Origin of the sequence: Caballeronia humi, from assembly GCF_001544475.1 — a bacterium.
Classification (GTDB): Bacteria; Pseudomonadota; Gammaproteobacteria; order Burkholderiales; family Burkholderiaceae; genus Caballeronia; species Caballeronia humi.
The window spans coordinates 50,091-62,005 of sequence record NZ_FCNW02000036.1; the positions used below are offsets into that span (position 1 = coordinate 50,091).

Annotated in this window: 13 protein-coding genes; 5 read left to right on the forward strand and 8 right to left on the reverse strand. The window is 59.9% G+C overall.

Translation table 11 applies throughout. The features are described 5' to 3' along the window. Positions 1–55 precede the first annotated feature (55 nt). The 3 genes from AWB65_RS25090 to AWB65_RS25100 are packed head-to-tail and all read left to right on the forward strand — an operon-like array spanning position 56 to position 2,101. Complete coding sequence (locus AWB65_RS25090; RefSeq protein ID WP_087669719.1) at positions 56–658, forward strand: cytochrome b/b6 domain-containing protein; 603 nt, start codon at positions 56–58, stop codon at positions 656–658. A gap of 3 nt (positions 659–661) precedes the next feature. Next, positions 662–1,444: a molybdopterin-dependent oxidoreductase gene (locus tag AWB65_RS25095; protein ID WP_087669720.1), complete on the forward strand. Its 783-nt coding sequence runs from the start codon at positions 662–664 to the stop codon at positions 1,442–1,444. 42 nt (positions 1,445–1,486) lie between these two features. Beyond that, complete coding sequence (locus tag AWB65_RS25100) at positions 1,487–2,101, forward strand: hypothetical protein (RefSeq protein ID WP_087669721.1); 615 nt, start codon at positions 1,487–1,489, stop codon at positions 2,099–2,101. Between the two features lie 46 nt (positions 2,102–2,147). On the opposite strand, the gene AWB65_RS25105 is transcribed toward AWB65_RS25100, so the two are convergent. The 5 genes from AWB65_RS25105 to oxlT form a co-directional block, all read right to left on the reverse strand. Further along, the gene (locus AWB65_RS25105; protein ID WP_087669722.1) at positions 2,148–2,537 is read right to left on the reverse strand and encodes a tautomerase family protein; all 390 of its coding nucleotides are present in this window, start codon (positions 2,535–2,537) and stop codon (positions 2,148–2,150) included. A gap of 53 nt (positions 2,538–2,590) precedes the next feature. Beyond that, complete coding sequence (locus AWB65_RS25110; protein ID WP_087669723.1) at positions 2,591–3,007, reverse strand: MarR family winged helix-turn-helix transcriptional regulator; 417 nt, start codon at positions 3,005–3,007, stop codon at positions 2,591–2,593. A gap of 35 nt (positions 3,008–3,042) precedes the next feature. After that, positions 3,043–4,455 carry an aminotransferase-like domain-containing protein gene (locus AWB65_RS25115; RefSeq protein WP_087669724.1) on the reverse strand — a complete coding sequence of 471 codons (1,413 nt, stop codon included), beginning with the start codon at positions 4,453–4,455 and terminating at the stop codon, positions 3,043–3,045. A 331-nt stretch (positions 4,456–4,786) separates the two neighbouring features. Then, positions 4,787–5,017: a hypothetical protein gene (locus tag AWB65_RS25120; protein WP_087669739.1), complete on the reverse strand. Its 231-nt coding sequence runs from the start codon at positions 5,015–5,017 to the stop codon at positions 4,787–4,789. 140 nt (positions 5,018–5,157) lie between these two features. Further along, positions 5,158–6,480, reverse strand: coding sequence for an oxalate/formate MFS antiporter (gene oxlT / locus AWB65_RS25125; protein WP_087669725.1), 1,323 nt, complete (start codon positions 6,478–6,480; stop codon positions 5,158–5,160). 709 nt (positions 6,481–7,189) lie between these two features. Between oxlT and AWB65_RS25130 the strand changes: the two genes are divergently transcribed. Further along, on the forward strand, positions 7,190–7,612 hold the full coding sequence (locus AWB65_RS25130; protein WP_087669726.1) for a universal stress protein: 423 nt from the start codon (positions 7,190–7,192) through the stop codon (positions 7,610–7,612). Positions 7,613–7,616: 4 nt separating this feature from the next. Here the strand turns inward: AWB65_RS25130 and AWB65_RS37065 are convergent, their stop codons facing one another. Together AWB65_RS37065 and AWB65_RS25140 are read right to left on the reverse strand one after the other, a co-directional pair. Continuing rightward, positions 7,617–7,877, reverse strand: coding sequence for a hypothetical protein (locus AWB65_RS37065; protein ID WP_087669727.1), 261 nt, complete (start codon positions 7,875–7,877; stop codon positions 7,617–7,619). Positions 7,878–7,914: 37 nt separating this feature from the next. Next, the gene (locus tag AWB65_RS25140) at positions 7,915–8,274 is read right to left on the reverse strand and encodes an H-NS histone family protein (RefSeq protein ID WP_087669728.1); all 360 of its coding nucleotides are present in this window, start codon (positions 8,272–8,274) and stop codon (positions 7,915–7,917) included. A 374-nt stretch (positions 8,275–8,648) separates the two neighbouring features. Between AWB65_RS25140 and AWB65_RS25145 the strand changes: the two genes are divergently transcribed. Beyond that, positions 8,649–8,960 (forward strand): DUF2917 domain-containing protein, encoded by a 312-nt coding sequence (locus AWB65_RS25145; RefSeq protein ID WP_087669729.1) that lies wholly within the window; start codon positions 8,649–8,651, stop codon positions 8,958–8,960. A 93-nt stretch (positions 8,961–9,053) separates the two neighbouring features. On the opposite strand, the gene acnA is transcribed toward AWB65_RS25145, so the two are convergent. Then, on the reverse strand, positions 9,054–11,771 hold the full coding sequence (gene acnA / locus AWB65_RS25150) for an aconitate hydratase AcnA (RefSeq protein WP_087669730.1): 2,718 nt from the start codon (positions 11,769–11,771) through the stop codon (positions 9,054–9,056). Positions 11,772–11,915: the final 144 nt, after the last annotated feature.

Here is an 11,915-nt window from a genome sequence, read left to right on the forward strand (position 1 = left end):
CAGAGCCGCGCCGCTACGATTTCACCTCATGATTCACCACTCCCGCCGAGGCCCAATGACACAGCAGCTACAGCAAACCGTTCAGCCGGGCTGGGTTCGCATCACGCACTGGATCAACGCGCTCGCGGTCGTTGCGATGGTGACGAGCGGCTGGCAAATCTACGATGCCTCGCCGATCTTCAAGTCGATCACGTTTCCTGCGAGCATCACGCTCGGCGGATGGCTCGGCGGCGCGCTCCTGTGGCACTTCGCGGCGATGTGGCTGCTGGTCATCAACTTTGCCGTGTATCTCGTGCTGAACGTGGCGAGCGGGCGCTTTCGACGCAAGCTGTGGCCGGTGAGCGTGAAGAGCGTGATCGCCGATGCATTCGCGGCGTTCCGCGGCAAGCTCAAGCACGACGATCTCACGCACTACAACGCGGTGCAGAAGTTCGCGTATCTCGCGGTGATCGTGGATATCGTGATCGTCATCGTGTCGGGGCTTGCCGTGTGGAAGTCGGTGCAGTTTCCGATGCTTCGCGCGCTGATGGGCGGATATGATTCGGCGCGCGTCGTGCACTTCTTTGCGATGAGTTTTCTGGTGGCGTTCTTCGTGCTGCATGTCGTGATGGTCGCGCTCGTGCCGCGCTCGCTGCTCTTGATGATCCGGGGACGCTGATTCATGTCGATTCGAAAAATTTTCACGGGCGCTTTGGGTCTGGACGCCGAGTCGATCGTCAAGGATGCGCAGAAGGAATTGAAGGCGCCCGCGCGGCGGCTCTTCGGCAAGCGCATTCTCACGCTCGGCGGTCTCGCGATGCTCTCAGGCTGTGACCTCACCAACGATAAATCGGTCAACGCGATGCTGCGCAAGATGTCCTCGTTCAACGACGACGCTCAGGCCTTGCTTTTCGATCCGAACAAGCTCGCGCCGACCTATCCCGAATCGATGATCACGCGACCGTTTCCATTCAACGCGTTCTATGACATCGATGAGGTGCCCGAGGTCGATGCTTCGACGTATCGCTTGCAGGTCGGCGGTTTAGCCAAAGGCCAGCGCGTCTGGACGCTCGAAGAGCTGCGCGCGTTACCGCAGGAAAGCCAGGTGACGCGGCATATCTGTATCGAAGGATGGAGCGCGATCGGCAAGTGGGGTGGCGTGCGCTTTGCCGATTTCCTCAAGCGCTCCGGCGCCGACACGACGGCCAAGTACGTCGCGTTCCATTGCGCGGATAACTACTCGACGAGCATCGACATGCCGACCGCGCTGCACGCGCAGACGCTGCTCACGCTCACTTACGACGGCCAGGTCCTGCCGCCGAAATACGGCTTTCCGATGAAGCTGCGCATGCCGACCAAGCTCGGCTACAAAAATCCGAAGCACATCGTCTCGATCACCGTGACGAACGACTACCCCGGCGGCTACTGGGAGAACCAGGGCTACAACTGGTTCGGCGGGTCCTGAGTCTGCCGCTCGCTTTTTTGCTGTTCCCTCCAAGGAGACTTCATGAAACTGCAATTGAAACTCGGCGCTGCTGTTGCCACGTTTGTCATCGCTTCGGCTGCGTTCGCGCAGACGCCTGCTGCGAAGCCCACGCGCATTCGCGGCGAAATCGTCTCGCTGACTGGCGACACGCTGACGGTCCATCGACGCAGCGGCGACACCGTGACGATCGACGTGAAGTCGAGCGTTCCGGTCACGGCTGTGAAGAACATCAAGCTGGAGGACATCAAGCCCGGCTCGTTCGTCGGCACGGCTGCGACGACCGGCACCGACGGCAAGCTGACCGCCACCGAAGTGCTAGTGTTCCCCGAGGCCGCACGCGGCACGGGCGAAGGTCACTACGCATGGGATTTGGGTCCGAACAGTTCGATGACGAACGCGAACGTGGACAGCGTCGTGCAAGCCACGAGCGGTCGCGACCTCAAGCTGTCATACAAGGGCGGCAACAATTCGGTGACGGTGCCCGAGAACGTACCGGTCGTGACATTCGCTCCGGCCGCTCGCACCGATCTGATCGCGGGCAAGAAAGTATTCATCGTCGCGAGCCCGGTGAACGGTACTCAGTTCGCGGCGCAGCGGATCGTTGTTGAGAAGGATGGCGTCGTGCCGCCGATGTAATTCGCGGACACGAAAAGCGCCCGCCGAACGGCGGGCGCTTTTGCATCTAATGATGGTAGCGATATTCCTGCGTATATCCACCATACCCATACGACGCCGCTTTCACGTCCTGCACGTAGATATAGCTTTCTTCATGCAGGTTGCCGAGAATCCGTTCGAAGCCCGCGAAGGCTTCCTTGATATAGCGCGCCTTCTCGTCTTTCGTGTTCGTTTCGTCGGTGATCTTTATGTCGAAGTAGAAGCTGTTCCTGTTCTGCTCGCTCAGCAATTCCCCGCCTACGACCCAACTGTCGCGATCGACGAAATCGATCGCAATGGCTGTCACTTCACGCTTCTTTCCAAGGATGCGCGTGGTGAGATCCAGCAGTAATTCCGAGATGTCCCGCGTCAGTTCGGGCGATTTTTTGGCACTGACTTTCACGTTGAGAATCGGCATGACGTTTCTCCATCGATGTGTAGTTAGCAATGCAACTATAAGGTCAAAAAAAATCAGTCGAGCAGCGCGCGAATGCCTTTCATCTTCAATACCGAATCGTCGAAGTGCGCGGCGCCCAGCTTTTTCTTCAAGCGCTTCGTCACTTCCGCGCTTGCCGCGTTGAGGTCGGCTTTCATCGATTTACCGCGCTCCGTTGCGTGAACGGCGGACTCGCGGCCATCACGATCCGTGGACCAGCGCTCGATCAGCGCCATTTTCTGCAACCCGTCGAGCGAGCGCGTGGCGGTGGGACGCGAGATGGCGAGCCCGGCGGCAAGCTCGCTTTGCAGCAAGCCCGGCTTGTCGAGAATCGCCCGCAGCATGAAAGCCTGCGACGGCGTCAGCCCGAATGGCTTGAACGCCTTCGTCCACTCGCGTTCAAGAACGCGAGCCAGCGCGGTGGTGTTGAAGTAGAGGCATTGATCGAACATGAGGGCAGTGTAGGAGATACAAGTTCGCTATGCAACTAGTTTTTTGGGACGCGCTCTCCCATCGCTTCGAAGAACCGCACGGCGCGCGCGTCGCCCGTATGCGCCGAGTTGATCCGCACATACGCGCAATCGTCGCCGCTCGGCCGATAGTAGTTGCCCGGCGCGAGCGTCACGCCGTACTTCAGCGCTTCATCGACGAGCACTGTCGAATCGTCAATGCCCGGCACCCTGGCCCACACGAAATTGCCACCGCTCGGTTCATCGAAGACGTCCCAACCGCATGCTTCGAGTTGTTGAACCGCTCCGGAAAGTGCATCGCGCACACGCCGGCGCAGCCGCTCGAGATACTTACGATACGTGCCGCGCTCCAGCAGATTCGCCGCGACGGCTTCGCTGAAACGCGTGCCGCCGAGGCTCGTCAGCACTTTGACGTCGACGAGATTCTTGACGAGTTCCGCATTCGCCGCGATGTACCCGATCCTGAGCGACGACGAAAGCGTCTTCGACAACCCTCCCACGTAAATCACGCGATCGAGTTGATCGAGCGAAGCCAGGCGCTGCGTCGGCACGGCCTGGAAGTCGGCGTAAATGTCATCCTCGACGAGCGAAAAGCCATATTGCTGCGCGAGTTGCAGCAACTTGAACGCGACTTGCGGCGCGACATTGGTCGCGGTCGGATTCTGGAAAACGGTGTTGATGAAGAACAGTTTTGGCTGATGAATCTTGAGCAGTTCCTCGGCGGCATCGACGTCGGGGCCGGTCGCGAGACGCGGCACGCCGACGAGCTTCACACCCTGCAGCTTCAGCAAGCCGAAGAGGTTGTAATAGCCGGGATCTTCGACGAACACCGTATCGCCCGGCTTCAGCATGAAACGCACGACGAGATCGAGTGCCTGACTCGCGCCGCACGTGATCATCAGATTTTTCAGATCGGCGTCGATGCCGAGCAGGTGCAGTCGCATCTGCACCTGGTGGCGCAGGCTCGCATCGCCGTAGGGCATCGCGTAGTCGATCACGCTGCTCACGTCCATGCGCGACGCGTGACGTATCGCCTGCGTGAGCCCGTCGACGTCGCGCCACGACTCTGGGATGAACCCGCTCGAAAGCTTCAGCGTCTCGCCAGGGTAGTTGAACTGCTGCAGGATCTGGTTCGATTCCTCTTCGGCGAGACGCGGATTGCAGCGGCCGTTGCCGCGCTCGGCGTCATCGATGTGGCCCGCGACATAGAACCCCGAACCGTGCTTCGGCTGGATCAATCCGAGCGATGCGAGCCGGTCGTAAGCTTCGATCACAGGAAAGCGGCTGATCTTCTGGTCGGCGGCGAGCTGGCGGATCGACGGCAACTTCGCGCCTGCCAGGACGCGGCGTCCGCGAATCAGCGATTCGATCTGATCGACGAGCTGGTCGGTCAGCGGCACGCCGGTTTTTGAATCGATTTCAAGTCGCATGAGGCCTCGCCCCGCAGGTGTTCGCCCGAAATTTGTGAACAGTTTGGGCCAACTGTTCTGTACTGTGCATCCCGATATTCGACCTTATCTCAATACTGGCGTCAATCGGTTTGAGCGAGCAGGGCGGGTTTGCGATTGCTTCAGTCGTGGTCGTCCTATGCGCGCGGCGAACGGCGCGAGACCGGGCGCGGCCACCATGAAGAAACGCGGCGTGAGCAACGCGGAGAGGGCTCAGTGCATAAGGTCGGGCGCAAGTCGCGAGCGGCACGCCGCTACGCTGTGCCGCTCGCGGATCACTCGAACTATTTAATCGTCGGACGAGACCGCAGCCTCATTGGGCCGTGGTGGAGAATGGAGGTGCGGGCATCGACTCGCCGTCGATGAAGGCTGTTGCGCATCGGACGGCGAACTGGAACGCGCCGTCCCGGTTGGCGAATTGCCCCAGATTCCCGAGCGAAGTGGCTTCGCCGTCTTCTTCCAGGATCGATGCGCGCGCGATGAACGTGTTGCCGACGCGAATCACGGAAGGCTGAATGGCTGCTCCATGATGGTAGAAAACGATCACGTGTCTCCTCCAGAATTGTCAACGAATTAGCTTAACGTCTTATTTTTGTTCGCGGGAAAAGTTACTTTTTGTCGTTAAACGCTTAACGCGCCTAAGACGCGAGCCTCCTGAGAGACTCGCTCGAGGCACTGCAAAAGTCACGCGCCGGCAGCAGCGTTAGTGGTAGCCGTTTCCTTCGCGAACAGACTTCGGGACGTCGCGACGTGAGTCGCAAGCACTGGCCGCAGAATCAGGATCGCGAGAAAAGCTGCGGTCAGATCCATCGCGGCGACGGTGTACAGAACCGTTGACCACGTTCCGGTGGCCTCCATCATCAGGTTGCCGATCGGGACGAAGAGCGCTCCGATTCCCTTGGCCGTATAAAGCACCCCATAAATCTTGCCGATGTGCTTTGTTCCGAAAGCATCGCCGGCTAGCGCCGAAAACAGCGAATAAACCTCGCCCCACGCCAGAAAGACGACACCCGACAGGATCAGGAACGCATACGGATTGCTGCCGAAATATCCGAGAGCAATGATGCCGATCCCTTCCAGCGTGAAGGCGATGACCATCGTCTTTTCGCGACCGATGTTGTCCGAAATCCAGCCGAACAGTGGACGCGAGATGCCGTTCATGATGCGATCGAGCATCAGCGCGAGCGGGAGGGCAGCCATCACGAAGAAGTGCAAATCGACCTGGAATTCCTTCACGCCCAGATCCTTTGCGATCACACCGAGCTGCGCCACGGCCATCATGCCGCCGGTGACGACCAGGATGAACATCACGAACATCAGCCAGAACAACCTGGTGCTCATCGCTTCCTTGAGCGTGTAGTCGCGCCTTGCCTGCACGAGCTTCTGCGATGCCTTGACCTCGCTGGACTTCGGCGAGCGCAGGAACCATGCAGCGACGAAAGCGAGCGACCCTTGCAGGATGCCGAAGAACAGGAACGTCCCCTGAAAGCCCGTCGACTCGATCATCGCCGCGATGGGCAGGATCGTGGCAGCCGAGCCAGCGCCATACCCGCCGGCGGTCAGGCCGACAGCAAGGCCGCGCCGATCCGGGAACCACTTGAGCGCGTTGTTGATGCATGTCGCGTAGATCGATCCCACGCCAATCCCGCCAACCGCCGCCCCGACATAGAAGCCCGTCAGGCTGGTCGCTTGCGAATTGATGCACCACGCCGCCCCGATGAAAAGGGCGCCGAACGCGACCATCAGGCGAGGGCCGAACTTGTCGATGAAGTAGCCTTCGATCGGTGCGAGCCAGGTCTGAACGAGTACGAAGATCGTAAAGGCAATCTGGATCTTGGCGCGCGGCCAGCCGTAGGTTTCCTGTATCTCGGGAACGAACAAAGTCCACGCGTACTGGATATTCGCAGTCGCGATCATGCAGATTACGCCGACCGCAAGCTGGATCCAGCGGGTTTTGTCGGAGGCGGGATGGTTGGGGCGAAGCGCCGCTGTCGATGCGTTATTCATTGGGCGCTCCTTGAATGGCTTGGTTTGCTGCAGGCGAGAGGGCGGACATGCGCCTCGGATTCGATATGGCGTCGAGCATGTTTGGTTTTCCTGGAAGATGGGTTGCGATGTCGCTATCGACATCCGCTCACAAAGTTGAAAGCCCTGCGCTTGCCCCTTGCTCAATCGAGCAGGGCCAGCGCAGCGAGCGTTGCCCAACTAACCTGGTCGCGACGCACCTGCGTGGGGATTCCTTTCCATCACTGTCTCCTTGGCGTTGGCTGCCTTGTAATGGGACGTCGACCGACGTCTCCGTCGTCACCGATCACGTAGCAATCAGCGATTGGATACACAATATGTGATATATCAAGTAAGTCAAGTGAAAGGTACGGGAGGGTTTTCACCAGCGCGGGTAACTACGGAAGCTCCAGACAAAAAAAGGCCCGCAGGCAAGCCTGGCGGGCCGAGGCATGATGCGTGACAGGCAGTCCGCAACACGTACACGCAGTTATAGATGAAAGTTAATCGTAATGTAAAGACGTTTCATCATTTATTTCAGTAAGTGGCCGACGCGGCAATCACGAAAAGCTGAGGCTCGCGGTCGAAGATTCGTCACTCGGATTCGAGCGCGCCGTCACTATCGCGATCACGACGAAATGCACGCTTGAACGCGTCAGTTCGCTGCCCGATACTATGACGACCCCTTCAGCCGCTTCAATGCGAGGTCACCGTGAATATCCTCTTGCCGGTGGACGGTAGCGAATTCACGCAGCGCACACTCGATTACATTGCGAGCCACGGCGCACTATTCGGACCGGGACACACCTACACGGCATTTACGGCGGTCGCTCCGATTCCCGCGCATGCTGCGCGTTATTTGAGTCATGCCGTCGTCGATGAGTATTACCGTGATGAGGCCGAGAAAATACTGTCGCCTTTGCGCGAGTCGGCGAAACGCCATTCGCTTTCCATTGCGACTAAATACGCGGTGGGTCACGCTGCGGAAGCCATCGCCATATTCGCCAGGGCCGAACAGCAAGACCTAGTTGTGATGGGTTCACACGGCCACTCGTGGATTGCGAACGTCCTGCTTGGATCGGTGGCGACCGGTGTGCTGGCACGGTGTAACGTGCCGGTGCTGCTCGTCCGCTAGCGGGCTAGCTCACGTCCTCGTCTTCCATCTGTTTGCGTTTGCGGCGATCTTCATTCTCACGACGAGCGCGCAGACGCTGGCGCGAAAGAACGGCGATGATCTCGCCCGTCGTTGCGCCGGCAGGAACCTCGTTGCGGATTGTCCTGGGGACCATCGGCAGGCCCGCGCGGTGCCGTCGGAGCGCTTTGGCTATCGCGCTTCGGCATTCCTCACCGTGACAATCCCATTCGTCACGGACTCTTTCGCAATATCGGCACTTGTCCATATTTCAACGGTTCAAATGCTGCTGCCTGATCACTCGCTCAGGCGTCTTCGGAAAAGAGCGACGCTTGCGAGAGCGCCGCTGCGCGCGAATCGGTGTGCGCCGACACGATGAAATCGTCCCGATTCTTCCCGACGATCCAGTGCGGTGCGCGTCCGCGTCCGCTCCAGGTCGCGCCGGTCACGGGATCGCGATACTTTGGAGCGGCTTCGGCCTGAACCGGATTCGGCGTCGCCTTCCGGCCGACCAGTTCATGCAGCGTGATTCCGTACTCGCGCATCTTGTGCACGATTTCGATCATCGCGAGACGCACTTCCTTTGCTCGCGCTTCAGCCAATTGTTTTTCCAGGGCGTTGTGCTTTTCGAGCAATTCGGTGAGCTGCGGACTTTGATATGCCATAACGATATTGGGGAAATTGAATTGTCACAAACAAGAGAGGCTATCACGCTCGGAGCGACTCGTCTGGATGCATTGCGGCGAATTACCGCCCCGCTGTTCTCTGTCAACCGTCTAGCGTACCGCGAACCCAAGTGTTCACCCGTTGTGACGGAACAGTTCGGCTAAAGTGTTCACAAGTGTGCATTCAAGCTGACAGTGAAGTCTTTGATAATGACCTCACTGGTTCGTAACTGTATCGACAGCCCGCCGCCGGTTTTGTTGCTCTTCCGAGCAACGTGAAATCATCAGCGAGACAAATCGGCGGCCGCTGTCAGCACCGTAAAAGTTCGAACCGCATGCGTTACGTTTCGCGACGCGCACTCAGGAGCGGCAAAATGCGTGAATTCCGGTATTACGAACTCGATCGGCGCGATGTTCCCACTGGCTGGTTCATCGACCGTCCTCAAACCCTGAAGGTGACGCACGGCCAGCTTTGGGTCACCGTCGAAGGCGAAGGCGGCGATATCTGGCTGCGCGCGGGCGAATCGCTCGAACTGCAACCCTACTCGACGATCTGGGTCAGCGCGGCCGAAGAGGGCGGGCGCTTTTCGATGGCGTCGGTATCGGCGCCCCGCAAGCACTGGGTCGAACGCGTGATCGCGTGGTTTGCACGCCGTCCGTCGGCTACGCGTGTGATGGCGTCTTGAACGCAGGCGTATAAAAAAACCCGGCCGTGGCCGGGTTCAACGTTCCCGCACTCACATCGAGCGCGGTCACCTGCAAAGCTGCTTCGAGTCGATTTACGCTGCGAGCAGCGAACGCAGCACGAACGGCAGAATCCCGCCGTGCTTGTAGTAATCGACTTCGATCGGCGTATCGATCCGCAGCAGCACCGCCACGCGCTTTTCGCTGCCGTCCTTGCTGCGGATCACGAGCGTCACTTCCTGCTGTGGCTTGATGTTGTCGGTCAGGCCTTCGATGTCGAAGGTTTCATCGCCAGTGATTCCGAGCGTCTGCACGCTGTCCAGGCCCTTGAACTGCAGCGGCAGCACGCCCATGCCGACGAGATTCGAACGGTGGATCCGTTCGAAGCTGCGCGCGACCACGGCCTTCACGCCGAGCAGTTGCGTACCCTTCGCCGCCCAGTCGCGCGACGAACCCGTGCCATATTCCTCGCCCGCGAACACGACGGTCGGCGTGCCTGCGTCGATGTATTTCATCGCCGCATCGTAGATCGACAGTTGTTCGCCGCTCGGCTGATGGATCGTCAGGCCGCCTTCGACGCGCGCGCCATCCGCTTTCGGCGGAATCATCAGGTTCTTGATCCGCACGTTCGCGAAGGTGCCGCGCATCATCACGTCGTGATTGCCGCGACGCGATCCGTAGCTGTTGAAGTCGGCCTTCTGCACGCCGTTCGCCTTCAGCCACTTGCCCGCCGGTGAATCTTCCTTGATCGAACCCGCCGGGCTGATGTGGTCGGTCGTGACCGAGTCACCGAAGATGCCGAGCGGACGCGCGCCCTTCACGGCCGGGATGCTGTCGGCCGGCTGCATCGAGAAGTCGCTGCCGAAGAACGGCGGCTCCGCGATGTAGGTCGACTTCGGCCAGTCGTAGACCTGACCCGTTTCGCCCGCGATCTTGCTCCAGAGATCGCCTTCCTTCGTGAGCTGCGAGTAGTTCTTGCGGAATGCGTCGGCGTCGAGCGCGAACTTGAGCAGCGAATGCACTTCCTCGCTCGTCGGCCAGATGTCGCCCAGGAAAATGTCGCGGCCTTCCTTGTTGGTGCCGACCGGCTCGGTCATCAGGTCGCGCGTGATGTTGCCCGCGATCGCGTATGCGACCACCAGCGGCGGCGATGCCAGGAAGTTCGCACGGATGTTCGGGTGAATGCGCGCCTCGAAGTTGCGGTTGCCCGACAGCACGGCCGCCGCGACGATGTCGTTCTTGGTGATCGCGTCGTTCAGTTCCGGCGTAAGATCGCCCGCGTTGCCGATACACGTCGTGCAGCCGTAAGCGGCGAGCGTGAAGCCGAGCTGGTCGAGGTAGGGCATGAGGCCCGTCTTCGTCAGGTACTCGGTCACGATGCGCGATCCCGGCGCAAGCGACGTCTTGATGTGCGGCGCGACCGTGAGGCCCGCCTCGACCGCCTTCTTCGCGAGCAGGCCGGCCGCGAGCAGCACGCTCGGGTTCGACGTGTTCGTGCAGGACGTGATTGCAGCAATCAGGATGTCGCCGTTCTTCACGTTGACGCCGTTGGTCGTGGTGTATTGCGCGTTGAGATCAGCGGGCTTCTTCGCGAAGCCGTTTTCGCCGACCGGCTTCGAGAACAGTTCCGTGAAGTTCGACTTCACATTGCCGATTTCGATGCGGTCCTGTGGACGCTTCGGGCCAGCGAGCGACGGCGCCACGGTGCTCAGGTCGAGCGTGAGCGTCTTCGTGAAGTCGATGTCGCCTGCTTTCGGAATACCGAACAGGTTCTGCGCCTTGAAGTAGTTTTCGAAGGCCGAGATTTCCGCGTCGGTGCGGCCCGTGCCCCTGAAGTATTCGATGGTCTTTTCATCGACGGGGAAGAAGCCCATCGTCGCGCCGTATTCCGGCGCCATGTTGCCGATCGTCGCGCGGTCCGGCAGCGAGAGCGACGCCGTGCCTTCGCCGAAGAACTCGACGAACTTGCCGACGACCTTTTCCTTGCGCAGCAATTCGGTGACCGTCAGAACGAGATCGGTCGCCGTCACGCCTTCGCGCACCTTGCCCTTCAGCTCGACGCCGACCACGTCCGGCGTGAGGAAGTATACCGGTTGGCCGAGCATGCCCGCTTCCGCTTCGATGCCGCCCACGCCCCAGCCCACCACGCCGATGCCGTTGATCATCGTCGTGTGGCTGTCGGTGCCGACGAGCGTGTCCGGGTAGTACACGGTGTCGCCGTTATCCGATTTCTTGTGCACGCCGCGCGCGAGGTATTCGAGGTTCACCTGGTGCACGATGCCGACGCCCGGCGGCACGACCTTGAACGTGTCGAATGCCTGCATGCCCCACTTCATGAACTGGTAGCGCTCGTTGTTGCGCTGAAATTCCAGTTTCATGTTCAGGTCGAGCGCGTTCGGCTCGCGGAAGTGGTCGATCTGCACCGAGTGGTCGACCACCAGATCGACCGGCACGAGCGGCTCGATCGCCTTCGGGTCCTTGCCCGCGCGCTTCGCGACACCGCGCATTGCGGCGATGTCGGCGAGGAGCGGCACGCCGGTAAAGTCCTGCAGCACCACGCGCGCGACGACGAACGGGATTTCGTCGGTGCGGGCTGCAGTCGGCTTCCAGTTCGCGAGTTGCTCGATGTGCTCTTCGGCGATCTTCTTGCCGTCGAAGTTGCGCAGCACCGATTCCAGCACGATGCGGATCGACACCGGCAGGCGCTCGATCTTGACGTTCAGCTCTTTCCCGAGCGCCGGCAGCGAGTAGAACTTGCCTTTGCCGGAGCCGCTGTCGAATTCCTTAAGCGTTTTGTGGAGATTGTGGGCCATGATTTTTTTCCGTGGGCTTTAAGAGGAAATATCTTCGATGCAACGTTTCTGTTTGACTGACTAGATTACGTACAGATCGACGTATTCATTGACCGGCATCGCTTCGAGCTTTGCCTGATCGAGCGATACCGCGAGGATCGCCTG

Excerpts from the sequence above, each read along its gene's own strand:
- AWB65_RS25100 (WP_087669721.1), top strand. The coding sequence starts at position 1,487 with ATGAAACTGCAATTGAAACTCGGCGCTGCTGTTGCCACGTTTGTCATC.
- AWB65_RS25095 (WP_087669720.1), top strand. The coding sequence starts at position 662 with ATGTCGATTCGAAAAATTTTCACGGGCGCTTTGGGTCTGGACGCCGAG.
- AWB65_RS37065 (WP_087669727.1), bottom strand. The coding sequence starts at position 7,877 with ATGGACAAGTGCCGATATTGCGAAAGAGTCCGTGACGAATGGGATTGT.
- AWB65_RS25110 (WP_087669723.1), bottom strand. The coding sequence starts at position 3,007 with ATGTTCGATCAATGCCTCTACTTCAACACCACCGCGCTGGCTCGCGTT.
- acnA (WP_087669730.1), bottom strand. The coding sequence starts at position 11,771 with ATGGCCCACAATCTCCACAAAACGCTTAAGGAATTCGACAGCGGCTCC.
- AWB65_RS25105 (WP_087669722.1), bottom strand. The coding sequence starts at position 2,537 with ATGCCGATTCTCAACGTGAAAGTCAGTGCCAAAAAATCGCCCGAACTG.
- AWB65_RS25145 (WP_087669729.1), top strand. The coding sequence starts at position 8,649 with ATGCGTGAATTCCGGTATTACGAACTCGATCGGCGCGATGTTCCCACT.
- AWB65_RS25090 (WP_087669719.1), top strand. The coding sequence starts at position 56 with ATGACACAGCAGCTACAGCAAACCGTTCAGCCGGGCTGGGTTCGCATC.
- AWB65_RS25115 (WP_087669724.1), bottom strand. The coding sequence starts at position 4,455 with ATGCGACTTGAAATCGATTCAAAAACCGGCGTGCCGCTGACCGACCAG.
- AWB65_RS25140 (WP_087669728.1), bottom strand. The coding sequence starts at position 8,274 with ATGGCATATCAAAGTCCGCAGCTCACCGAATTGCTCGAAAAGCACAAC.
- oxlT (WP_087669725.1), bottom strand. The coding sequence starts at position 6,480 with ATGAATAACGCATCGACAGCGGCGCTTCGCCCCAACCATCCCGCCTCC.